The sequence below is a fragment of the Pseudomonas sp. P4795 genome, assembly GCF_048822895.1.
GTDB lineage: Bacteria > Pseudomonadota > Gammaproteobacteria > Pseudomonadales > Pseudomonadaceae > Aquipseudomonas.
Genome location: NZ_JBMFBT010000003.1, coordinates 524,883 through 547,824 on the forward strand (window position 1 = coordinate 524,883; position 22,942 = coordinate 547,824).

The window sequence follows — 22,942 nt, forward strand, 5'->3', positions numbered from 1 at the left end:
GGAGCACGCGCAACGGATCAATGCGATGCAGCAGGTGCAGTGATGGCAGACACAGATACCAAAGCGAAAACCTCGGTGCTGCTCACGGGCATCGATGAGCTGTCACCCAAACTCGGCGCCCTGCGGGCAAAAGTCGAGGGTTTCAAGAAGAACCTCGAACAGACCGGCCTCGGCAAACTGGATATCAGTGGTCTGTTCAAGGGTGGCAGCGTGATCACGCCGTTCGTGGACGGCATAAAGTCGGCAGCGGCGTTTCAGGGCAAGTTGGCCGAAGTCAGCGAGACGGCGAAAACCGTCGACATGCCTGCGGCGCCGAGAGCCGCAGCGCAGAACATGGATGTGTTCAGTGCTTCGATGGAGAAGGTCTCGACGGCGGTGAATGCCGCACTGGTGCCGGCGGTCGGTGCCGTGGTGGTCGGGCTTGAGCCAATGTTGACCGGCTTTGGCAGTTTGCTTGCCGACAATCCGAAACTGGTGGAGGGCCTCGCTGCGGGCGCTATCGCGTTCTCGGCGATGCAAACCGCGGTGACCGGCGCGACTCAGGTGTTCGACGTGATGAGCATGGTGCTCAAGACCAATCCGATCATGCTGATTGCGATGGGCATTGCCGTGGCAGCCGGTTTGATCGTGGCCAACTGGACGCCGATTTCGGCTTTCTTCACTGGCCTGTGGGACGGGGTGAAAAGCGTCGGGGCGAATGCCATGGCGACGCTGCGTTCGATCCTCGACTGGCGACCGCTGGCTGCATTGGCGGCGCTGTGGGAACCGATTACGGGTTTCTTCTCGGCAATCTGGGACAAGGTCAAAGCGCTGACTGCGCCGGTGATCGACTTCTTCAAGTCGGTTTTCTCGTGGTCGCCAGCGGGCATGATCGTGGAAAACTGGGGGCCGTTGACCGGCCTGTTCTCGGCGATCTGGGAATTGCTCAAGGCCTTGAGTGTGCCGGTCATGGCGTTCCTCAAAGGTCTGTTCGACTGGACACCGTTGGGCATGATCATCAACAACTGGGGCGCGATCACCAGCTTCTTCGCCTCGATCTGGACGGCGCTGCAACCGGCGGCGCAAGTCATCAAGGACTTCTTCGCCACGCTGTTCGACTATTCCCCGCTGGGGATGATCGTCAATAACTGGGGCAGTATCGTCAGCTTTTTCGAGCCGATCTGGGCGGCGCTGCAAGCCTCTGCGCAGCAGGTGAAGAGCTTCTTCGCCGGGCTGTTCGAATGGTCGCCACTGGAGCAGATTGCGACGTACTGGCAACCGATCAGCGAAGTGTTTTCGGCGCTGTGGGGTGTGGTGCAAGCATTGGCCACGCCGGTGCTGGAGTTTCTGCACAACATGTTCGAGTGGACACCGTTGGGGCAGATCATCAAGAACTGGGCGCCGATCACCGAGTGGTTCGGCGAGTTGTGGCAAAAGCTGCAAACCGTGATCGCGCCAATCAAGGAGCTGTTCGACGGCGGCTTCGCCGGACTGGTGGCGAAAGTCACCGGCAAGGTCGAAGGCTTGACCCAGGCCCAGCGGCAGACCAATGCCGAAGGCAAGGGTGAACTGGCGCCGGCGTTCTTCGGCGCCAGTGTGCAACCTCAAGGTAGCAATGCGTTGCAGGCCGGCTCCTTGCCGCAATCCTCCAGTGCGCTGATCCAGCAAAGCGCCGCCAATAACCGTACGCAACTCGAAGGCGGCCTGACCGTGCGCTTCGAAAATGCGCCGGCCGGGTTGCGCACCGATCAACCGCAAACCAATCAACCGGGGCTGGCGCTCAGTTCGCGCATCGGCTACCGCTCGCTGTCCGTGGGAGGTTCCAATGAACTGGCGTGACCGTTTATTGCCGGCATCCTTTCGCGGTGTCGGGTTCTGGATCGATTCGGCGAAAACTCCGGTCGGTCGCAAGGGGCAATTGCACGAATACCCGCAGCGTGATCTGCCGTTTTTCGAGGACCTCGGCCAGCAGGCCAAGACCCATGATCTGACGGCGTTCATTGTCGGCGCCGATTGCCTGGAGCAGCGCGACAAACTGCTCAAGGCATTGGAACTGGGCAGCGGCGAACTGGTGCACCCGTGGCTCGGACGCCTGCAAGTCAAGGTCGGCGAATGCGACATGAGCCACACCCGCCAGGACGGCGGGCTGGTGACCTTCACGCTGAAGTTCTATCCCGACCGACCGCTGCCGTTTCCGACAGCCACGGTCAGCACGCAGAAAGTGCTGCTGGCCAAGGCTGACACGCTGCTCGGTTCGGCGGTGGCGCGCTTCGAACAGGCGATGACGTTAATCAAAGCTGCGCGGATCGGTATTGCCAATCTGCGCAACAGCCTGACCGGCGTGTACGAGGTGATCAAAGAGCAGCTCAAACCATTGATCGAGCAGTACCGGCAAATCACTGAACTGGTCAAAGCGGTCAAGGAATTGCCCAAGGAAGTGGCGGCGGAATTCAAGGGTTTGCTCGGCGATATCAAGGAGCTCAAGGCGTTCGCCAAGGAGGGTTACCGTGGCGTGATTGCCGACGTTTCCCAACAACTCGAAGCCATCCGCAAGGCCGATGCGCCGAAGATCACCACCGGCAAGGACACCAACGCGGCGGCGCAAGCCATGGCGGATCTGGTGCAGGACACGATGCTGGTCAAGGTCGCGCAATGGGTGGCGTCGATGCCGGTAGCGAAAGCGCCGGTGAAGCTGCAATCGATACCCTCCGTGGGACAGCAGGCGACAAGCCCCGTGGCCCGCCAGGAAGTGCCGGTCAGTGACGACATGCAGGCCCTGCGTGACGCCGTGGCTGCGGCGATCAATCCGATGCTGGACAAGGCCGGCCCCGCACACTTTCAGGCTATCAGCGATGTGAAGGAGGCGCTGACCGCGCACCTCAAAGCGGTGGCATCGTCCGGTGTGCGCCAGGTCAGCAAATCGTTTCAGGAGAGCTTTCCCGCTGTGGTGATTGCCTATAAGCAATTTGCCGACGCGACGCGGGTTGACGAAGTGCAGCAGCGCAACGGCATTACCCATCCCGGTTTTTCGCCCAACGAAGTGAAAGTCTCCAGGGAGTGAGCCATGAGCGAGATCGACAACCACGTCACCTTGACCGTCAACAACATGGAATACGGCGGCTGGAAAAGCGTGGAAATCACCGCGGATCTGGAGCGTCAGTTCCGCACCTTCAAACTCGATATCACCTGGCAATGGCCGGGGCAGACGGTGGACAACCGGATCAAACCGGGTGATCCCTGCGAGGTGAAAATCGGTGAGGATCTGGTGCTCACCGGTTATGTGTTCAAGGCGCCGATCAGCTACGACGGTCGGCAGATCAGCCTGAGCATCGAAGGCAGTTCCAGGACTCAGGATCTGGTGGATTGCGCGGCGACCAACCGCCCCGGTCAATGGCAGGAACAGCCGCTGCTGAGCATCGTCCAGGACCTGGCGATGAACAACTCGCTGATGGTCGTCAGTGAAATCCCGCAGACCGCGCGCCTGAGCAAGCACACCATCGTGCCGGGGGAAACGGTGTTCCAATCCATCGACCGTTTGCTGTCGTTGTACCGGGTGTTTTCCACCGATGACGCCGAAGGGCGGCTGGTGCTGGCCAACCCCGGCAGCGGCGGAAGGGCGAGTGATGCGCTGGAGCTGGGCAAGAATATTCTCTCGGCCAACGCGCCGATGGATTACAGCCAGGTGTTTTCCATCTACCGGGTGATCGGTCAGCAGAAAGGCAACGACAAGCAGAGCGGGGCAGCGGTCAGCGAAGTGGAATCGTCCGCGGCCGATCTGAGCTTCAAACGGCAGCGCACCACGGTGATCAACGAAGGCACGCAACTGACCTTCGAACTGGCGCAGCAACGTGCGCAATGGGAAAGTGCAACCCGCATGGGCCGCGCCTTGAGCACTACCTATCAGGTGCAAGGCTGGCGGCAATCCAACGGTGATTTGTGGCGTCACAACACCTTGGTGCGGGTCAAGGATCCGGTGCTCGGGTTCGATGAGGACATGCTGATTTCCAAGGTGACCTATTCACTCTCGGCGCAAGGCTCGGTGACCACATTGCACGTGGCGCCGCCGCATACTTTTGATGCCAATCCCAGCCCTCCGAAAAAAACTGCCTAGGCCCTCAAAGATCGCAGCCTTCGGCAGCTCCTACATTGAATCGGCGTAGACCTGTAGGAGCTGCCGCAGGCTGCGATCTTTTGGCGTCGGCCCAGATTTCACAGGAATTCCAAATGAGCCTACTGACTCGCCTGCTGGCGCGCGGCACTGTCGTGCTCGCCAGTTCGGCAAACAAGCTGCAATCGCTGCAAATGCGCCTCACCGCCGGTGAAGTCAACGACGACATGGAGCACTTCGAACCCTACGGTTTTACCAGCCATCCACTGGCCGGCGCCGAGGGCATCGTCACCTTTCTTGGCGGCGACCGTTCCCATGCCGTCGCACTGGTGGTCGCCGACCGCCGCTATCGCCTGCAAGCGCTGGCCGCTGGAGAAGTGGCGATCTACACCGACGAAGGCGACAAGATCCATTTCAAGCGCGGGCGGATCATCGACATCGAAACCGCCACGCTGAACATCCGCGCCAGCAGCGCGGTGAACTTCGACACGCCGGTGATCAATCAGACCGGCAAAATCGTCTCCACCGGCGATCAGCTTGCCGGTGGCATCAGCCAGATCAAACACGTGCACGTCGGCGTGCAGGCGGGCAACGGTCAGACCGGCGCGCCGGCAGGAGGCAAATGATGTTCATCAGTCAAAACCTGCACGCCGCGCTGACCCGCGCGGTGCTGATCAGCCTGTTCACTTGGCGCCGCGCCGCCGATGACGATGCCCTCGATGACGACGAACGTTTCGGCTGGTGGGGCGACACGTTTCCCAGCGTTGCCGACGACCGCATCGGCTCGCGGCTATGGCTGTTGCGCCGGGTCAAGCTGACCCGACAGACCCAGATGGATGCCGAATTCTATGCCCGCGAAGCCCTGCAATGGCTGATCGACGACGGCCATTGCAGCGCGCTCGACATCATCAGCGAACGCCTCGACGACCAGCGCCTGAACCTGCGCACTGTCCTGACCCTGGCCGACGGCGAACGTCTGGACATCAACCCCGATAACAGTTGGCAGGTGATCTATGCCGTTTGAAACCCCTTCGCTGCCGGTGCTGATCAAGCGCACCCAAAGCGACCTGGCCGGCGATTCGCTGCGCCAGTCCGATGCGCAAGTGCTCGCCCGAACGCTGGGCGGCGCGGCTTACGGTTTGTATGGCTACCTTGACTGGATCGCCGAGCAGATCCTGCCCGATACGGCCGATGAATCGACCCTTGAGCGCATCGCCGCACTGCGTCTGAATCAACCGCGCAAAGCTGCGCAAGTGGCCAGCGGTAGCGTGAGTTTCACTGCTACGGCTGGCGCAGTGCTCGACGTCGACACACTGTTGCAGGCGAGCGATGGCCGCACCTACAAAGTCACGACCTCGCGCACCGCTGTCAATGGACTCAACAGCACCACGATTGCTGCGCTGGATGCCGGCAGCCTGGGTAACGCCGAGGCCGGTCTGGCGCTGACGCCGACGCAACCGATTGCCGGTATTGTCGGCAACAGTTTCGTGGTGCTGGCGCCCGGCCTGAACGGCGGCGTTGCGCGTGAAAGCCTCGAATCCCTGCGCTCGCGGGTGATTCGTTCCTATCGGATCATCCCCCATGGCGGCTCGGCGCAGGACTATGAAACCTGGGCACTGGAATGCCCCGGTGTGACCCGTGCATGGTGCCGCGGCGGCTTCCTCGGGCCGGGTACTGTCGGCGTCTACATCATGCGTGACGACGATCCGCAACCGGTGCCCAACGCCGAACAACTGGCCGAGGTTCAGGCGTACATCGAGCCGCTGCGCCCGGTGACTGCCGAGGTGCATGTGCTGCCACCGGTGCAGGTGCCGGTGGTCTATAAGTTGAAGCTGATTCCCGACACCAGCGCAGTGCGCGCTGCCGTTGAAACCCAGCTGCGCGATCTGCACAACCGCGAAGCCGATCTCGGCGAGGATCTGTTGATCAGCCACATCCGGGAAGCGATCAGCAGCGCCGCTGGCGAGACCGACCATATCCTCGCAGCACCCGTGGCCAACGTAACGGCTGGCGACAGTGAATTGCTGACCTTCGGAGGTTGCGTATGGCAGGCATAAGAACTGCCGCGCAATACCAGGCGCAACTGCGCGCCTTGCTGCCGTCCGGTCCGGCGTGGGACCCGGAACGCGTGCCGGAGCTTGAGGAAGTCCTGCAGGGCGTAGCCGTCGAACTGGCGCGCCTCGACGCGCGCGCCGCCGACCTGCTGAACGAGATGGACCCGGCCGGCGTCAGCGAACTGGTGCCGGACTGGGAACAGGTGATGAACCTGCCCGACCCATGCCTCGGCGCCGCGCCACTGTTCGACGACCGCCGTCTGGCTGTGCGCCGGCGCCTGCTGGCGGTCGGCAGTCAGGCGGTCGGCTACTACATCGAAATCGCCAAAAGCCAGGGTTACCCGAACGCAACCATCACCGAACTCGAAGCCCCGCGCATGGGCCGCGCACGCTTCGGCGCGGCGCATTTCGGCACTTGGGAAGCGCAATTCATGTGGACGCTCAACACCGGCGGACGGCTGCTGCTCGGTCGGCGTTTCGGCGCGAGTTATTGGGGCGAGCGCTTCGGCGTGAATCCCGGCTCGGCGCTGGAATGCCTGATCCACCGCAGCGCACCGGCGCATACCAAAGTGCACATCAATTATGACTAGGGAGTAGCGGGATGGATTATCCGAAAAGCATGCCCGGCATTGGTTTGGTCAACAGCCGCTTCGTCGATGAAAACCCGATCACTGGAACACCGGGTTCGTTGATTCCCGCCGAGTGGGGCAACGCGCTCACTGAGGAAGTGTTGTCAGTCATCAAAGGTGCCGGGATCGAGCCGACAGAGGGATTGAACAACCAGTTGCTGGAAGCTTTGCGCGGCCAGACGCTGTTTGAAACACCTGCACAGTTTGATGCCAGTCAAAAGGTAGCGACCACAGAATTTGTCCAACGTGCACTCGGTAGTCTGGCGGGGCAAACCAATTATGTCGGTGAGGTGGCGTTGTCGCTCGCTGACGTCGGCAAACTCTCCATCTTTACGGGGCCTAGCACGGTGACGCTGCCGGAATGGTCGCGCGTTCCGCCGGGAGGACTGGTGTCACTGGTGGCCAGCTCTGGCGGTTTAACGGTCAAGGCCAGAAGTGGTGAGAGCTTGAGCACCATCAATGGGGCTCCAAGTACTTCTCTGGCGTTCGTCGGCGGTAGCTTCGTGACATTCCGACGACTGTTGCTGGGTGGTGGATGGGGCCTCGACTCGGGTGACGGTGCTCTGAAGTACTCGCCGATGTTCACGGCATCATTGGGCAGCAGCGGTTATCAACGCTTGCCCAGCGGCCTGATCCTGCAATGGGGGTTGGCCACGGGTGGCGCTCTGAGTGAAACCGTGACCTATCCGATCGCATTTCCGAACGCGGTGCTGTTCCTTTCCGGTGGTGATATTTCGCCGGGCTTAACGGACCTGCGTTTTTCCTTCTTCCGGCTCTCGCAGAGCCAGTTCCAGCGCTTTTCCAATTCCGACCCGGGTGGCTGGAACTGGTTTGCGATGGGCTTCTGAACTCCCAGGTGAGACGATGAGATATATAGATTTTGATGCCCAAGGCGAGCTCCTCGGGCGCTATGACGCCACACTTCATACGCAAATTCCTGCCAGCGCTATGGAAATCTCTGACGAACTATTTATACGCACCATCGAGGAGCGTGACGGAATCTGGAGATTGACCGAAGGCAAAGTCATCAAGCATCCCCTGCCAAACACCGCGCAAATGCTCGATACCGAACTGAAATCGGCTGTCCTGACACGCCGCGATCTTTTGCTCACAGAGGCCGATCAGCAAACCGTTGGCATGGCGGACGCCTACATCGCGGGCCTGCTGGAGACTGATGACATGCGCCGGTTCAAAGCCTTCGCCACTTACAAGTTGGCACTCAACAAGATCGACAAACAGCTGGGCTACCCGCAAAGCGTGGATTGGCCGCAACTGCCCGCCTGATGTTTTTCAAGCCTTAGTAAAAAAGCGTTTTTCTGAAAACCACCTTGAATGATGGGAGATCCTTACGTGGATTATCCAAAAAGTGTACCCAGTGCCGGTCTGGTGAATGGCAGATTTGTTGATGAAAACCCGATGACCGGGACTCCGGGATCGCTGATCCCGGCAGACTGGGGCAATGGGGTGACCGAGGAAATCGTCAACGTGATCAAGGCCGGAGGTCTGGATCCGGACGAGAAAAAATACGATCAGTTGTTGCAGGCGATTCAGAGTGTATCGGCGAAGGGCTGGAATCTGGATCTGGCGTTGCCTGTTGGGTCGTTGCCGCTGCCGACGGTGGCGAACGCGGAGGGTCGCTTGGCCGTCACGCCGATGGCGTCTTCCACCAGTGGTGGCAGGGTTTCGATCCCGGCGGGCGTATTGCTCAGTTTGGGGCAAAAAATGTTGGGGGGGGGCACGGGACGCTCGCGGGCATTTTCCACTGCGAACTGGAGCAGCCCCGAAATGTTGGTCAACTCCAATTACTTTCTGCGCGGGCAGGTAGTTGGCGATATGTTGACGTTTTATGTGCAGCGCGGTTTACCGACAGATCCGGTACCGCTGTCGCTGATGGGGGTGGCCGACGCGGCGGCCGGTGGTGGATTCCCGTCCACCGAGCTGGACATTTGCCTCGCCTGGATTCAGACCGGCGCCCCGGGAACGTTGCCGGCGGTGCTGACAATCTACAACCGGGCGCGGCTGTCCTGGAGTCAAACCCTCAACGGCACCGGAGTTATTTATTTGCCACTGGACCCGCATGCACGGCAGGCGCGGTTGATCGCTGCCAACCCTACGCCTTCGGTAACAAGTCAATGTAACTTGAGTTTCGCAACTGCGGGTTGGATGGGGTCTAGCTACACTTTCCTGTCGCCAGGGGCGCAAACGGTCGCCTACAACCAAGGCTGGCCAAGCACACCTTGCCTGATCAACTCTAACAATTTTACAAACGATGTAGCGGTATCGACCCTCACTGCCAGCTTCGACCATTCGCGAATGCGTTCAATGTGGCAGGTGTTCCAGGTTCAGCATGAGGCGGGCAGCAGCAGTGGCGGACGGGACGAGTTGCTCCATGGCATGGGGATCAAGGGGTTGTCAGTTACTGATTACGCGACGGGCATCGCAGTCAATTTTGCTGATGCCGTCAATGCTCAGCTGACATGGGAGTTGATCCGATGATCGTTATTCAAGAGTTGCATCAGTTCGAAGATGGCCTGCGCCTACCGCAACCGTCGGCGGCCCATGACTGGGACGGCGGGCAATGGTCGCTGAACACTGACAAAGTCGCCTTGCTCGAACAACAGGAAACCGAACGCCTGTGCGCCCAGGTCGACGCCGCCGCCGACGCTGTGCGCAACACGTTGGCCGGCGACCCGCTCAAGTCCATGGAATACGCCCAGGCCGCTGCCGACGCGCAGGCTTATCTGGATGCCGGTTACCCGAAAAAGGAAGTGCCACTGTCGGTGGCTGCCTGGGTCGCCAAAGGTCGCACGGCCAAGCAGGCAGCAGATCAAATCCTCGGCAAGGCCGATCAGCTCACCGAACATTTACTGACCGTGCGCACTTTGCGCCTGAAAGCCAAAACGCAGATTCGAGCACTGGCAGGCAAGGGCCAGATGGACTTGGCTCGCGCGGCGACTGATGAAGCGTTGATCGCCATCCGAGCGTTGGTCAGTACCTCGTAAGACTTCGCTCTGCTTTACCCAAGCCCACTCTCGAGTGGGCTTTTTATTTTCTGGAAACGAAGCGTGACCGGAGTCGCATCGACCTCCGTTTGATCACGCTTCATTTGTCATTACAGAGGAACGAGATCCTATGGATTATCCAAAAAGTGTCCCCAGCGTCGGCCTGGTGGATGGTCGGTTTGTCGATGAAAACCCCGTCGCCGGCACCCCGGGTTCGCTGATCCCGGCGGTGTGGGGCAATTCCGTTACTGAGGAAATACTCAGCGTTGTCGCCGGTGCGGGATTGACCCCCGCAGAAGGTGACAATCGCCAACTGCTCAAGGCACTGCAAGCATTGTTGTTACTCGCCAGTCCGATGAGCTCGTCAATGATCAATGTGTCGACCTCCAAAGGTCTGACGGCTTCGGAACTTGGTCTTGTGCTGGTCAATGCAGCCAGCGGGGCAACCACAATCAGCCTGCCGCCTTCCGATGCAATGCTTGGGGTTCGCGACGTTATTTTGCGGCGTATCGACAACTCAAATTCCCGGTTGGTTGTCCGTGCCTCCGGAACCGACAGAGTCAGGTTTCATACCCACTTGGCCGCTGCCGGCTACCCGTTTTTTGTGCTCATGGGCTCCGGAGACTGGTGGCATCTTCGCAGTGATGGAGAGGGCAACTGGTGGCCAGTCGGACGATTCGATTGCACGCCATTGGGCCGACCTGTTTTTGAGACAACAATGATCCTCAATCCCGGTGGCTACGGTGCTCTGAACAGTGCCGTGTTCAGCCGTAGCGATTGGCCCTGGTTATGGGATCACGCACAACAGTCCGGCGCATTGACAACAGAGGCTGCGAGGGTCGGGGCCGAGGGCGGATGGACCAGCGGCGACGGCACCTTGACCTTCCGCGGGCCGGATGGTCGAGGGGAGTTCATAAGATTATGCGATGAGAATCGCGGGATCGATATCGGCCGTACGATCGGCAGTTGGCAGCTCGATATGTTCCGGTCTCATCGGCATGAGTTGAAAAGTGACATGTTGGGCGTACCTCTGGTTTCGGCGCAAAACGCTGCTCCTGATGCGTTATTCAATCAAGCAAATATCAGCCTCGGCTTTACCGAAAATACTGGCGGTTCTGAAACCCGGCCGCGAAACATCGCCTACCCGGGCAGGATCAAACTCATCTGAAGCAACCCTCCAGATATAACCAAAAGGAAACCGAGCGGTGCCTTACTACTATGTGGTTAATGAAGTCACCCGGGAAATTACCGGACCTATTGAGTTGCCGGTGACTCCTGGAATAGGAATCCAAGTACCGGGAAATGCAATCGAACTAACGGAACTCTTGCCACTGGCCGAGTCTGGTTATGTATGGGTATGGCGCAGCGGTACGGCTTCCCAACTGATCGACTTGAGGAACACGCTTGCGTATTACAAAACCGATGGGATGGCCACTTACTGGTCTGAATTGGGGCCACTACCTGATTACCTGACCTCGCTTCCACGACCATCGCAATATCACGTATGGAAGAACGATAACTGGGCGCTAGATGAGGAAGCGCAGCGTTTGGGGCTCGCGGCAAACGCTGATATCGAGCGTGACAACCGGCTATGCGAAGCGGTTATTCGAGTGGCGCCTCTGCAGTACGCTTACGAACTGGGCGAGGCGGGAAGTGATCAATTGACGGCATTGCAAGCCTGGAAACGCTACGCAATAAGATTGTCCCGGATTGAGCTGCAGGCTGATTATCCATTGAACATCGATTGGCCCGCCAAACCTGGAAAAGGCGCTGTACTGCCCTCTGTGTAACTTTTTCTCTTTGAAACATCACTGGCGGCTTAGTGCTGTCGGCATCTGCCTACCTGTCATTCAGTCGTAGAGGATCCTAGCGTGGATTATCCAAAAAGCCTTCCAGGCACGGGCCTGGTCAACGGCAAGTTCGTCGATGAAAATCCGCTGACCGGGGCAATCGGTTCGTTGGTTCCGGCGCAATGGGGCAACGCGGTTACTGAAGAATTGTTAAATGTCATTCAGTCGGCCGGCCTTGCCGCGGATGAGCATGACAACACCCAGTTGACGTCCGCCATCGAACAGAAAATCAGCCAAAGTGTGGTCGCTCCTGCCAGTGTTCTGGAGGCCGAGCAGGGCACCGATAACGTCAAGCGAATGACCCCGTTGCGAGTGTTTCAGGCGATCGCGAAAAAGCTCGTACAGGCCAGCGAAACGTTGGCCGGTGTGGCGAAGACGGCTACTCAGGCGCAAACCGAGAGCGGAACAGACACCGCAACAATCGTCACGCCGAAGACTTTGCGCTTCGGTTTTGCAGTCAGCTTTACCGCTAACGGCTACATCGTTTTTCCGGCATGGATGGGGGGGCTAATAATCCAGTGGATTGGCTCGTCGACCTTGGGCATACAAGGCGCCTATTCGAGCTTTCCGCTCGCATTTCCCAACGCCTGCTTCATGGTGCTTCCGGCGACCGTGAACGGTTCGGCGCCGGGCAGCGTTTCACTCGGTCCGAAAACCCTGACCGGATTTCTGTTGTACGCCGATCTGTTGCCCTGCGGTTTTTGCGCAATCGCCATCGGGCGCTGAGGAGAGTTCATGGAACGTTTTTATAGCCAGTCCACTGGCTGCGTTTACCTGTCCGGCGTCCACAGCCGGATGCCCAATGATGCCGTACCCATTACCGACGAATGCTTTATCGCCGTCATCGGCAATCCTGAACCTGGAAAAGTCCGCAGCCACGCGGTCGATGGCTTGCCGATTCTGATCGATGCGCCATCTGCCACGGTCGCAGAACTGGCTGGCGCGGCGCGTCAATGGCGCGATGCACAACTGCTGGCGAGCCAGTGGCTGGTGGATCGCGATCGTGACGAAGAAGCGGCGGGTCGGCGACTGAGCCTGAGTATTGAGGACTTTCAGGAGCTTCTGGACTATCGCCAGGAGTTGCGGGATTGGCCGCTCGGTTCGGGATTTCCTGCGCAGACCAGTCGGCCTTTGGCACCTGACTGGCTGATTCAATTACTCAAGGGAGCAGATTAAAAATGGATTATCCAAAAGGCGTCCCCGGCGCGGGGCTGGAAAATGGCCGGTTTGTCGATGAGGACCCGGTCAATGGAAAACCCGGATCGTTGATTCCGGCGAGTTGGGGAAACAGCGTCACCGCGGAAATTCTCAATGCAATTACCGCAGCCGGTCTGACGCCCAATGAGGACCAGACTAATCAACTGGCTCAGGCAATTCGACTATTGTCCAAACCCGATCCTTTGCAACAGTTTCCGGTGCAGGTGTACCGCAGGAATCTGTTGATCAATGGCGGATTCGATATCTGGCAGCGTGGTACGACTAATCAAGGGCCAAATATTGGGGGTTATGTCGCTGATCGTTTTCGTTGCGACTGGAATGGCAATGCCGCCGTGACGATCTCTCGTCAGGACTTCGCCCTCGGCCAGACAGAAGTGACCGGCGAGCCAAGCTATTTTCTGCGCTGGCAACAAACCACCGCGGGTATCGGCGCAACCACGCACAAAGTTTCCCAGAGCATTGAATCGGTCAGAACCTTAGCCGGGAAAACCGCCACTGTGAGCTTTTGGGCACGATCCGACGCCGCGCGGCCTTTGACGGTGACGATAGCTCAGCACTTCGGCACCGGCGGGTCGGAAGCCGTCGTGAAAGTGGTCGGCGCATTTCAGTTGACCACCGCCTGGGCCAAGTACAGCGCTACGTTTCAGGTCCCGGTCATCGCGGGAAAAATGCTCGGTGTCAATGATTGCCTGAGGCTGGCTTTCGATCTTCCGCTAAACGTTTTACAGACCGTTGATCTCGCGAGAGTTCAGTTAGAGGAGGGACCGATCTCCACGCCGTTCGAATACCGTCCCGCTGCTGAAGAGTTCATGCTTTGCCAACGTTATTTCGAGAAGTCTTTTGCCAACCGTTTAACGATTCGTGCGAACAATGGCACGGGTACATGCATTGTGACTTTCACCCAGTCAGCGGCTGCAAATACCGGTCAATACGGTATGACCGTTGACATGCAAGTGCAGAAGAGAGTGCATCCGACTGTCGTGTTGTATTGCCCCGCAAATGAAAGCAATCAGGTGTGGAACTACACGGCGGGAGCGGCCTGCACCGGAACATCTGTGCAAAGCGTGACACAGCGTAGTTTCGCAGTTGGTACCGTGACGCCTGTAAATAGCCAGCCCGGTAACGGGCTGCAGATTGAATGGACAGCGGACGCTGAAATCTAGGAGTGAACCCCATGACCTATCAACTCACCGCTTGCGGCGTACTGCGTATGGAGGGTTCAGCCTTTATCCCGCAGGATCCGACCAATCGCGACTGGCTTGAGTATCAAGAGTGGCTGTTATCTGGCGGCCAGGTTTTGCCATTGAATGAAACGCTTGAAAAATCTGCCCCGGACAGCACCGTGAAAACTCTGGCAAAGAAATGGCTGGCAGGCATAAGTCCCCAACCATGATTCAATCGGCGCATCCAGGGAGGAATACGCATTATGCAAATAACTGAAAGCAACCTAATCCAGATATTGCCCAACGCCCGCAGCCAAGCGGGCGTTTTTGTTTCTGCACTCAACACCGCCATGGCCAGCCATCGCATCGACACGCCCAAACGCATCGCTGCATTTCTCGCGCAGGTCGGGCATGAATCCGGACAACTGCGCTACGTGCGCGAATTGGGCAACAACCAATATCTGAGCAAATACGACACCGGTACGCTGGCGTTGCGGCTGGGCAACACGCCAGAGGCCGACGGCGACGGGCAGAAGTATCGCGGTCGCGGTCTGATTCAGATCACCGGGCGCAGCAATTATCGCCAGTGCAGCTTGGGACTGTTCGGCGATGAACGGCTGCTGAGCTTGCCCGAGCTGCTCGAACAACCGCAATGGGCGGCAGAGTCGGCAGCGTGGTTCTGGGAGGTCAACGGTTTGAACGAACTGGCTGATCGCGATCAATTCAACAGCATCACCCGCCGGATCAACGGCGGGTTGAATGGCTTGCAGGATCGCCTGGATATCTGGGAGCGGGCGAGGGCGGTGTTATGTCTGTCTCCTGGCGACTGATCGGCATTGGCCTGCTTGCTTTGGCTGCTGGCGCGCTGGCCTGGCAGTTTCAGGATTGGCGCTACGGTCGGCAGTTGTCAGAGCAGGCGCGGTTGCACGCTGAAATGTTGAATCAGTTAAACCTCACGGCTGCGGCTGCGCAAAAGGCTGAACAGGACAAACGTCTGGGGCTTGAGCAGCGGCTCGCGGCCAGTGAACAAACCCATTATCGAGTGCTCAGCGATGCCCAACGTGATCAGGATCGCCTGCGCGATCGTCTTGCCACTGCTGATCTGCGCCTGTCAGTCCTCATCGACGCAGGCGATGCTGCCCCAGGCTGCGGGGTGTCAGCCACCTCCGGAGCCGGCAGCGTGGATCATGCAGCCGTACGCGCCCGACTTGACCCGGCGCATGCTCAACGAATTGTCGCCATCACCGGCGAAGGCGACCGTGGATTGATTGCCTTGCAGGCTTGTCAGGCCTATATCAGAGCGCTGGCACCCGAACATTTTGAATAAGCTTGTGTATTGAAAGCGCAACCGGCTCGTGTACGGTGGTACGCATTCCATTCGATCCGGAGAGCACCGTGAAAGAGATCACCCAACTGGCTGCCGAACTCGGCCGACGTCTGCAATTGCTCAATGCTCACGTCACCACCGCCGAGTCCTGCACCGGTGGCGGGATTGCCGAGGCGATCACGCGCATTCCCGGCAGTTCGGCGTGGTTCGAGGCCGGTTATGTGACCTACTCCAACCGACAGAAAACCCAGCAATTGAATGTGCCGACGGAGCTGTTTCCCACCGTGGGTGCGGTCAGCCGCGAGGTGGTCGAGGCCATGGTGCGCGGCGCTCAGGAGAAAAGCCTGGCGCGGTTTGCCGTTGCGGTCAGCGGGGTGGCCGGGCCGGACGGTGGCTCGCCGAGCAAACCGGTGGGTACGGTCTGGCTGGCCTGGGGTGTGGGCGACGTGGTTTCCAGTGAGGTGCAGCACTTTCCCGGCAACCGCGACGAAGTCCGCCGACAAACGGTGAAGGCCGCGCTAGACGGGCTGCTGCGACTAGCGGCACGAGAAATCGAAAATCAGGGGTAGGCGATCCGCGAACGCTGTGGAATAATACTGGCTACTTATACAGGTGTTGGCCGTCAGGCCTTATTGATTACGTGAGGACTTTAATGGACGACAACAAGAAGAAAGCCTTGGCTGCGGCCCTGGGTCAGATCGAACGTCAATTCGGCAAGGGTGCCGTAATGCGTATGGGCGATCAGGACCGTCAGGCGATCCCGGCTATCTCCACTGGCTCTCTGGGTCTGGACATCGCGCTCGGCATTGGCGGCTTGCCAAAAGGCCGTATCGTTGAGATCTACGGTCCTGAATCCTCTGGTAAAACCACATTGACGCTGTCCGTGATCGCCCAGGCTCAAAAAGCCGGCGCGACCTGCGCATTCGTCGACGCTGAACACGCCCTCGACCCTGAGTACGCCGGCAAACTGGGCGTCAACGTCGACGACCTGCTGGTTTCCCAGCCGGACACCGGCGAGCAGGCTCTGGAAATCACCGACATGCTGGTGCGCTCCAACGCGGTTGACGTGATCATCGTCGACTCCGTGGCAGCACTGGTGCCGAAGGCTGAAATCGAAGGCGAAATGGGCGACATGCACGTGGGCCTGCAAGCCCGTCTGATGTCCCAGGCGCTGCGTAAAATCACCGGTAACATCAAGAACGCCAACTGCCTGGTGATCTTCATTAACCAGATCCGCATGAAGATCGGCGTGATGTTCGGTAGCCCGGAAACCACCACTGGTGGTAACGCGCTGAAGTTCTACGCATCGGTTCGTCTCGACATCCGCCGTACCGGCGCGGTGAAAGAAGGCGACGAAGTGGTTGGTAGCGAAACCCGCGTCAAGGTTGTGAAGAACAAGGTTGCTTCGCCGTTCCGTCAGGCCGAGTTCCAGATTCTTTACGGCAAAGGCATCTACCTCAACGGCGAGATGATCGACCTGGGCGTGCTGCACGGTTTCGTCGAGAAGTCCGGGGCCTGGTATGCCTACGAAGGCACCAAGATCGGTCAGGGCAAGGCCAACTCGGCCAAGTTCCTGGCGGACAACCCGGAAATCGCCAAGAAGCTCGAGAAGCAACTGCGTGACAAGCTGCTGACGCCGACCGTCATCGACTCCAAGGCTGCTGCTGCGGTGAAAGAGACTGAAGACGACCTGGCTGACGCTGACATCTGATTGCACCGATGAAATCCGTCGTTGTACTCGATACCCTCGTCGCTGTGCGGCGATGCGCCATGGACCTGCTCGCACGTCGCGAGCATGGTCGAGTCGAGCTGACACGTAAGCTCAGTCAGCGTGGCGCTTCACCCGAAATGATCGAAACAGCCCTCGACCGTTTGACGGAAGAGGGGCTGCTCTCCGAAGCCCGATACCTCGAAAGCTACGTTTCCTACCGCGCCCGCTCTGGTTATGGTCCGTTGCGCATACGCGAAGAACTCAGTCAGCGTGGTTTGCAACGCCCTGATATCGAACTCGCCCTGCGCGAGAGTGGGATCAGTTGGCAGGCGCAGCTTGAGGACACTTGGCGACGCAAGTTCTCTGGGCATTTACCCATTGATGCCAGAGAGCGAGCCAAGCAAGGCCGGTTTCTGGCGTACCGCGGGTTCTCGATGGAGTTGATCAACCGCTTGTTCAGCGGCAGAAGCATGGACGATTAAACGATTCAAAAAAAACGGCCCGCTATTTCGATAGCGGGCCGTTTTTTTTTGCCTCTAAGTCACCTTCAATGGTTCTCGAGCTCGTTGCGAAGTGGGTGGCTTGGAAGATGCCCAGTTTTCTGGCTGATTGATGAAATCCACCAGCTCTCGCAAACGCCCGTGATCTCGCGCATTGAACGCAAACGCCAGCCGCGCAAGGTGGCTGAACTCGGCGTTGTCGTGTTCCTCGCCGTTGTAGGCGTGTTGATGAAAGTGGTCGCTCAGGCATAGATCAGCGAACGCTTCCTGCATATGCTCCAGCGCTTGGTCACTGAGCTTGTGGTGCATACGAATCACGAACTGGCGCTTGAGCCAGCGGCTGGAGTGGAAGTTGCTGTAGAACTCGTTGATCTGCTGCACCGCCTCTTCGACGCTGTAGACCAGACGCACCAACTTCAAATCATTCGGCAGGATGTAGCGGTTTTCTTCCAGCTGCTGGCGAATGAAATCCAGCGCGCCTTGCCAGAATTTACCGCCCGGCGTGTCCAGCAACACCACAGGCACCAGCGGACTCTTGCCGGTCTGGATCAGGGTCAGCACTTCCAGTGCCTCATCCAGCGTGCCGAAACCGCCTGGGCATAGCACCAGTGCATCGGCTTCCTTGACGAAGAACAGTTTGCGCGTGAAGAAGAAGTGGAATGGCAGCAAGTTGTTGGTGCCGTCCACAGTCGGGTTGGCATGTTGTTCGAAGGGCAGGGTGATGTTGAACCCCAGACTGTGATCGCGGCCCGCACCTTCATGGGCGGCGGCCATGATGCCGCCGCCAGCACCGGTGATCACCATCATCTCGGATCGGGCCAGTTCGGCGCCCAGTTCTCGAGCCATCGCGTACAGCGGATGTTCGACGGGGGTGCGCGCCGAGCCGAATACCGTGACCTTGCGCCGACCCTTGAACTGTTCGAGCGTGCGAAATGCCTGCTCGAGTTCACGCAGGGCTTGCAGGGTGATCTTGGCGTTCCAGCGGTTGTGATCCTCCTGTGCCATGCGCAGCACGGTCAGAATCATGTCGCGATAGATCGGAATGTTCGGGCTGTTGGGGGAAACCAGGTTGAGTTGTTCTTCGACCTTGCTGATGAGGTCGTGGCCGCTTTCCTGAAAATGACGGCTGAGGAGGTCATTCGGTTGGTAAGGCATTCAACTTCTCCTTCTGCACAGTGCCTTGGGCGCTGACGGGCAGCGTCAGTGCCGTGCTGCAAAAAATCCTCTACTCGGCAGCTCCTTTCCTGCCGCGAAACGGTGAGCGGGAATACGTTGAATCTAGACCCTCGGGTGATTTTTCGCTGACTTGATGATTACGCCGCAATGTCTTTGCTGGCAACTGCTTATTGTGGTTTTGCAAAGTGCTTTCGCCACTCGTCCGAAGCTGCTCCGGGTGAGCAACCCTCTGATTTACTAAAGTACAGACGTGATACCACAGCTTTGCGTCAGCGATCGTACGCAAGGTGCAGGCTATTAAGGATTTGCGGGTGGCATGGAGGCAGGGCTTATGACCAGAGTGATTCTGGACATCGATACGCAGCTGTATCGATTATTGAAAGCAGCAGCCGAGACCAATCATTTGAGTCTCGAAGAGGAGTGTTGCCGACGTCTTTCAGGCGGAGAGCGCCGCTCGCGCTATTTGCAGGCCTTGCTGGCCGAACTGCGCGCCGAGGATGAACAGCGGCGCGCCAATTCTCGCTGATTACTTCTTCTTCGCCGGGCCGGCTTTCGGGCAATCCGATTCCTGATAGCTGGCAGAGCCAACTGCACGGTTGGTTTTCACTTCGGTGAAGTCGTAACGCATGATCGCGCCCTTGGCCATCAGTTTGCGGTACGACGGGTTGTTGCAAACAGAGGCGCCCAACTGGAAATACACGGCTTTGGGGTCGGCACGCATTTTTTCCGCGTGGCTGCTTTGCACGCTCAGGTGGTTGATCAGCGTGGTGCCTTCAACGGTGTAGCCCTGATCAAGGATGTCCTCGCTGATCGCCCGCGGCGTGCCGACACTGCTTTGTGCGGCGACGTTGCGCAGCTCTCGGTTGAGATTCTGCTCACTCAGGGACGCGGCTTGAGCGGCGAAGGACGACGCTAGCAGAATGGCAGCGGTGGGAACGATAAGGCGCAGCATGAAACTCTCCTGGTTCAGTGACTGGTGGTTCGACCCGTCACGTGACTGTGCGTTCAGTGGCGGCGAATTATAGGGGAGCCGGTCGGGAGGGTACAGGCTTGTGGCCGTCGCTCTGGTAAACTGCCGGCCTTTATTGCCCCTGAGTGCTGTTCGTGTCGAGTTCCCCTGTCTGCTGGCGCCGTCCGCAATGAATCATCCCAACGCTGTAGCCCGCTTGCGGGATCAACGCGAGGACGAAGGCATCAAGCCGATTCAGGCCCGTGGCTTTCGCTCGGAACGCTGTCGCGATTGCCGGGTGATCATCAGCCATTGCCTGTGTGCCTGGCGACCAACCGTCGATACGCGCTCCGGCGTGTGTCTGATCATGACCGGCAAGGAAGTGTTCAAGCCGAGCAATACCGGGTGGCTGATCGCCGACATCGTACGCGAGAACCATGCATTCATCTGGTCGCGCACCGAACCTGATCAACAGTTGCTCGCGCTGCTGAGCGATCCGCAATGGCAACCGTATCTGGTGTTCCCCGGTGAATACGTCGAGCCATCGCGGGTGACCAACACGGTCGATGTGGATAGCAGCAAGCGTCCGCTGTTCATTCTGCTGGACGCGACCTGGACCGAAGCGCGCAAGATTTTCCGCAAGAGCCCGTATTTCGACCGCTTGCCGATCCTCAGCCTGCTGCCCGACAAACTGTCGCGCTACCGCCTGCGCCGCTCAACGCGCAGCGAGCATCTGTGCACCGCCGAAGTGGCGGCGCTGTGTCTGGAGCTGGCGGGTGACAGCGATGCCGCGTCGGCGCTGGACGCCTATTTCGACGTGTTCAGCCAGCATTACCTGGGCGCCAAACAGCAACTCGACGTCAATCTGTCGACCCCGGCTCACGCAGAACTGCTGCCGTTTGTAGGAAACGCGCAACCCGTACCGGCCTGATACTGGCCATACTGCTAAAGCACTGGCCGCGCTGCTTGACCACCCAGGCTTCGCTGGTCATGCTTGGCGCCGATTGGGGTGCGGCCAGGCTTTGAAACGCCGTTTTGTCTGTGATTGGCGTTGAACGTGCCCCTGTGGATGCCACTGCAAAAGTGCTGGCATCTTGATTCGCCTTGGCGATCCGAATGCATCGGATCCGCCATCAAAAACAGGATCATTTGAAAAATGGCCACATACGACATCCTGATTGCCGATGATCACCCACTTTTTCGTAGCGCACTGCATCAAGCGGTGACGCTGGGCCTTGGCCCGGATGTGCGACTGGTGGAGGTGGCGAGCATCGCCGAACTGGAAGCGCGCCTGACCGAGAAGGCCGATTGGGATCTGGTGCTGCTGGACCTGAACATGCCCGGCGCTTACGGATTCTCTGGACTGGTGCTGCTGCGCGGGCAATACCCGCAGATTCCGGTGGTGATGGTCTCGGCGCAGGAAGAAGCTTCGGTGATGGTCAAGTCGCGCGAATTCGGCGCCAGTGGCTTCATTCCCAAGTCCAGCCCGCTGGATGTGATCCAGCAAGCGGTCAAAGCGGTACTTGATGGTGATGTGTTCTGGCCACCGCAGGCGTTCGAAGCGGTCAGCGTGTCCGCCGAGGCCAAAGCTGCCAGCGATGGTCTTGCAAGCCTGACACCGCAGCAGTTCCGCGTCCTGACCATGGTCTGTGAAGGCCTGCTGAACAAGCAGATTGCGTATGAGCTGAGCGTGTCCGAAGCGACCATCAAGGCCCACGTCACGGCGATTTTTCGCAAGCTGAATGTGCGCACGCGCACGCAAGCGGCTTTACTGCTGCAACAACTTGAGTCAATTCCGAGTCAGTAAAGGTTGGCGTCTTCACGCTTTTTTGACTTTTGTTGCTCTAGCTTCCCCACTTCTCTTCGGTCGGTTATCTACTTTATGTCACCTTTCAAAGGCCAGACGGGCCTGAAACGCATCCTCAACGCATCCGGCTATTCGCTGGACGGCCTGCGCGCAGCCTTTACCGGCGAAGCGGCGTTCCGCCAGTTGGTGCTACTGAATGCCGTGCTGATTCCGTTGTCGTTCTTCTTGAATGTCAGCCGGGTCGAGCAGGCGCTGCTGATTGCGGTGTGCCTGCTGGCGCTGATCGTCGAGTTGCTGAACTCGGCAGTCGAGGCGGCCATCGACCGCATCTCACTGGAATTGCATCCGCTGTCGAAGAACGCCAAGGACATGGGCAGCGCCGCACAGTTTGTGGCGTTGACCATGATCGCGCTGGTGTGGGCGGTGATTCTGCTTTAAGCGATGCTCGGCAGAACGATTTCGTCGCTGCGCTGCACCCCGGCGGTGAAGGCGCGGCACAGCTCGAGGAATTCGCGCATGGCCGAAGTCTGGTACTTGCGCTTGTGCCAGATGAAATAGAACTGCCGCGCCAGATCCAGATCCGGCGTTTCCACCGGCACCAGGCTGCCACGCCGGAACGCGTCGCGCAGGGCCAGGCGCGAGATGCAGCCAATCCCCAGTCCTGACTCCACCGCGCGTTTGATCGCTTCGGTGTGTTCCAGCTCAAGGCGGATATTCAGCGCGCTGCGATGATGCCGCATGGCCTGGTCGAAGGTCAGGCGCGTGCCGGAGCCTTGTTCGCGCAGAATCCATGCTTCGTGAGTCAGCTCTTCCATGCTCGCACTGCCGCGTTTGGCCAGTGGATGCTGCGGGGCACAGAACACCACCAGCTCATCCTCGACCCAGCTCTGCACTTCGATGTCCGGATGGCTGCAGTCGCCTTCGATCAGACCCAGATCAATTTCATAGTGGGCTACTTGTTGCACAATGTTGGCAGTGTTCTGCACGTGCAGCTTTATCTGGCTCTCGGGATGGCGCTGCATGAAGCTGCCGATCAGCAGGGTCGCCAGGTAATTGCCGATGGTCAGGGTCGCGCCGACCGACAGTGAGCCGAAACCGGACTTGCCATTGAGCAGGTCTTCGATTTCCTTGGCCTGATCAAGCATGGCCACCGCTTGCGGTAACAGCTGCTTGCCGAGGGCGTTGAGGCTCAGCCGTTTGCCGGCACGGTCGAACAGCTGGCAGCTGGACTGGCGCTCCAGTTCGGTAATCGAGGTGCTTGCCGCCGACTGCGAGAGGTTCAGCAGGCCCGCAGCACGGGACACGCTTTCCTGCTGGGCGACGGCGACAAAGACTTGCAGTTGACGAAGAGTAAATCGCATATCGATATAACCGATAACCCTTATCTTAATAATTTAGTTAACAGATATTGTCGTCGCTATTAGAATGCGATGCAATTGCGCACTATCGGCATTCGCTCAGAAGAGTCC

Annotated in this window: 29 protein-coding genes; 26 read left to right on the forward strand and 3 right to left on the reverse strand. The window is 58.9% G+C overall.

Features of this window, described 5'->3' with window-relative positions; all coding sequences use genetic code 11:
- The first annotated feature begins 42 nt into the window (after positions 1-42).
- The 22 genes from ACOI8A_RS11010 (at position 43) to recX (ending at position 17,523) form a co-directional block, all read left to right on the forward strand.
- Positions 43-1,818, forward strand: coding sequence for a phage tail protein (locus ACOI8A_RS11010; RefSeq protein ID WP_420648285.1), 1,776 nt, complete (start codon positions 43-45; stop codon positions 1,816-1,818).
- Positions 1,805-3,040 (forward strand): DNA circularization protein, encoded by a 1,236-nt coding sequence (locus tag ACOI8A_RS11015; protein ID WP_420648284.1) that lies wholly within the window; start codon positions 1,805-1,807, stop codon positions 3,038-3,040. Before ACOI8A_RS11010 ends, ACOI8A_RS11015 begins: the two co-directional genes overlap by 14 nt.
- 3 nt (positions 3,041-3,043) lie before the next feature.
- The gene (locus tag ACOI8A_RS11020; protein ID WP_420648283.1) at positions 3,044-4,090 is read left to right on the forward strand and encodes a phage baseplate assembly protein; all 1,047 of its coding nucleotides are present in this window, start codon (positions 3,044-3,046) and stop codon (positions 4,088-4,090) included.
- Positions 4,091-4,203: 113 nt separating this feature from the next.
- The gene (locus ACOI8A_RS11025; RefSeq protein WP_420648282.1) at positions 4,204-4,713 is read left to right on the forward strand and encodes a phage baseplate assembly protein V; all 510 of its coding nucleotides are present in this window, start codon (positions 4,204-4,206) and stop codon (positions 4,711-4,713) included.
- Entirely contained in the window at positions 4,713-5,111 is a 399-nt protein-coding gene (locus ACOI8A_RS11030) for a phage GP46 family protein (RefSeq protein ID WP_420648281.1), read from the forward strand. The genes ACOI8A_RS11025 and ACOI8A_RS11030 overlap by 1 nt, the downstream gene beginning before the upstream one ends.
- Positions 5,101-6,144 (forward strand): baseplate J/gp47 family protein, encoded by a 1,044-nt coding sequence (locus tag ACOI8A_RS11035; protein ID WP_420648280.1) that lies wholly within the window; start codon positions 5,101-5,103, stop codon positions 6,142-6,144. The genes ACOI8A_RS11030 and ACOI8A_RS11035 overlap by 11 nt, the downstream gene beginning before the upstream one ends.
- A complete protein-coding gene (locus ACOI8A_RS11040) occupies positions 6,132-6,731 on the forward strand; it encodes a YmfQ family protein (protein ID WP_420648279.1) in 600 nt (199 codons plus the stop codon). The genes ACOI8A_RS11035 and ACOI8A_RS11040 overlap by 13 nt, the downstream gene beginning before the upstream one ends.
- 11 nt (positions 6,732-6,742) lie before the next feature.
- A complete protein-coding gene (locus ACOI8A_RS11045) occupies positions 6,743-7,618 on the forward strand; it encodes a gp53-like domain-containing protein (RefSeq protein ID WP_420648278.1) in 876 nt (291 codons plus the stop codon).
- Between the two features lie 16 nt (positions 7,619-7,634).
- A complete protein-coding gene (locus ACOI8A_RS11050) occupies positions 7,635-8,054 on the forward strand; it encodes a phage tail assembly chaperone (protein ID WP_420648277.1) in 420 nt (139 codons plus the stop codon).
- A gap of 66 nt (positions 8,055-8,120) precedes the next feature.
- A complete protein-coding gene (locus ACOI8A_RS11055) occupies positions 8,121-9,266 on the forward strand; it encodes a phage tail protein (protein ID WP_420648276.1) in 1,146 nt (381 codons plus the stop codon).
- Complete coding sequence (locus ACOI8A_RS11060) at positions 9,263-9,772, forward strand: phage tail protein (RefSeq protein WP_420648275.1); 510 nt, start codon at positions 9,263-9,265, stop codon at positions 9,770-9,772. The genes ACOI8A_RS11055 and ACOI8A_RS11060 overlap by 4 nt, the downstream gene beginning before the upstream one ends.
- Before the next feature lie 130 nt (positions 9,773-9,902).
- Positions 9,903-10,940: a phage tail protein gene (locus ACOI8A_RS11065; RefSeq protein ID WP_420648274.1), complete on the forward strand. Its 1,038-nt coding sequence runs from the start codon at positions 9,903-9,905 to the stop codon at positions 10,938-10,940.
- Positions 10,941-10,977: 37 nt separating this feature from the next.
- Entirely contained in the window at positions 10,978-11,562 is a 585-nt protein-coding gene (locus ACOI8A_RS11070) for a tail fiber assembly protein (protein ID WP_420648273.1), read from the forward strand.
- Between the two features lie 81 nt (positions 11,563-11,643).
- Positions 11,644-12,348: a gp53-like domain-containing protein gene (locus ACOI8A_RS11075; protein ID WP_420648272.1), complete on the forward strand. Its 705-nt coding sequence runs from the start codon at positions 11,644-11,646 to the stop codon at positions 12,346-12,348.
- Positions 12,349-12,357: 9 nt separating this feature from the next.
- A complete protein-coding gene (locus tag ACOI8A_RS11080; protein WP_420648271.1) occupies positions 12,358-12,798 on the forward strand; it encodes a phage tail assembly chaperone in 441 nt (146 codons plus the stop codon).
- Positions 12,799-12,800: 2 nt separating this feature from the next.
- Positions 12,801-14,003, forward strand: a complete 1,203-nt coding sequence (locus ACOI8A_RS11085; RefSeq protein ID WP_420648270.1) for a carbohydrate-binding protein CenC — start codon at positions 12,801-12,803, stop codon at positions 14,001-14,003.
- An 11-nt stretch (positions 14,004-14,014) separates the two neighbouring features.
- Positions 14,015-14,233, forward strand: a complete 219-nt coding sequence (locus ACOI8A_RS11090) for a hypothetical protein (RefSeq protein WP_420648269.1) — start codon at positions 14,015-14,017, stop codon at positions 14,231-14,233.
- Between the two features lie 33 nt (positions 14,234-14,266).
- Positions 14,267-14,833: a glycoside hydrolase family 19 protein gene (locus ACOI8A_RS11095; protein WP_420648268.1), complete on the forward strand. Its 567-nt coding sequence runs from the start codon at positions 14,267-14,269 to the stop codon at positions 14,831-14,833.
- The gene (locus tag ACOI8A_RS11100) at positions 14,812-15,330 is read left to right on the forward strand and encodes a lysis system i-spanin subunit Rz (RefSeq protein WP_420648267.1); all 519 of its coding nucleotides are present in this window, start codon (positions 14,812-14,814) and stop codon (positions 15,328-15,330) included. The genes ACOI8A_RS11095 and ACOI8A_RS11100 overlap by 22 nt, the downstream gene beginning before the upstream one ends.
- Positions 15,331-15,398: 68 nt before the next feature.
- Positions 15,399-15,899 carry a CinA family protein gene (locus tag ACOI8A_RS11105; protein WP_420648266.1) on the forward strand — a complete coding sequence of 167 codons (501 nt, stop codon included), beginning with the start codon at positions 15,399-15,401 and terminating at the stop codon, positions 15,897-15,899.
- 83 nt (positions 15,900-15,982) lie between these two features.
- Positions 15,983-17,041: a recombinase RecA gene (recA, locus tag ACOI8A_RS11110; RefSeq protein ID WP_420648265.1), complete on the forward strand. Its 1,059-nt coding sequence runs from the start codon at positions 15,983-15,985 to the stop codon at positions 17,039-17,041.
- 8 nt (positions 17,042-17,049) lie between these two features.
- Positions 17,050-17,523 carry a recombination regulator RecX gene (gene recX, locus ACOI8A_RS11115; protein ID WP_420648264.1) on the forward strand — a complete coding sequence of 158 codons (474 nt, stop codon included), beginning with the start codon at positions 17,050-17,052 and terminating at the stop codon, positions 17,521-17,523.
- A 54-nt stretch (positions 17,524-17,577) separates the two neighbouring features.
- On the opposite strand, the gene ACOI8A_RS11120 is transcribed toward recX, so the two are convergent.
- Positions 17,578-18,696: a TIGR00730 family Rossman fold protein gene (locus ACOI8A_RS11120; RefSeq protein WP_420648263.1), complete on the reverse strand. Its 1,119-nt coding sequence runs from the start codon at positions 18,694-18,696 to the stop codon at positions 17,578-17,580.
- 352 nt (positions 18,697-19,048) lie between these two features.
- Between ACOI8A_RS11120 and ACOI8A_RS11125 the strand changes: the two genes are divergently transcribed.
- Positions 19,049-19,243, forward strand: coding sequence for a hypothetical protein (locus tag ACOI8A_RS11125; protein ID WP_420648262.1), 195 nt, complete (start codon positions 19,049-19,051; stop codon positions 19,241-19,243).
- Here the strand turns inward: ACOI8A_RS11125 and ACOI8A_RS11130 are convergent, their stop codons facing one another.
- Entirely contained in the window at positions 19,244-19,669 is a 426-nt protein-coding gene (locus tag ACOI8A_RS11130) for a PA3611 family quorum-sensing-regulated virulence factor (RefSeq protein ID WP_420648261.1), read from the reverse strand. It abuts the gene before it with no gap.
- 187 nt (positions 19,670-19,856) lie between these two features.
- Here ACOI8A_RS11130 and ACOI8A_RS11135 point away from each other — a divergent pair, with 187 nt between their 5' ends.
- The 3 genes from ACOI8A_RS11135 (at position 19,857) to ACOI8A_RS11145 (ending at position 21,911) form a co-directional block, all read left to right on the forward strand.
- A complete protein-coding gene (locus tag ACOI8A_RS11135; protein WP_420648260.1) occupies positions 19,857-20,597 on the forward strand; it encodes a tRNA-uridine aminocarboxypropyltransferase in 741 nt (246 codons plus the stop codon).
- Positions 20,598-20,822: 225 nt separating this feature from the next.
- Entirely contained in the window at positions 20,823-21,473 is a 651-nt protein-coding gene (gene erdR / locus ACOI8A_RS11140; protein WP_420648259.1) for a response regulator transcription factor ErdR, read from the forward strand.
- A gap of 75 nt (positions 21,474-21,548) precedes the next feature.
- Positions 21,549-21,911 carry a diacylglycerol kinase gene (locus ACOI8A_RS11145; protein ID WP_420648258.1) on the forward strand — a complete coding sequence of 121 codons (363 nt, stop codon included), beginning with the start codon at positions 21,549-21,551 and terminating at the stop codon, positions 21,909-21,911.
- Here ACOI8A_RS11145 and ACOI8A_RS11150 read toward each other — a convergent pair.
- The gene (locus tag ACOI8A_RS11150) at positions 21,908-22,834 is read right to left on the reverse strand and encodes a LysR family transcriptional regulator (protein ID WP_420648257.1); all 927 of its coding nucleotides are present in this window, start codon (positions 22,832-22,834) and stop codon (positions 21,908-21,910) included. The genes ACOI8A_RS11145 and ACOI8A_RS11150 overlap by 4 nt on opposite strands.
- Between the last annotated feature and the right edge of the window lie 108 nt (positions 22,835-22,942).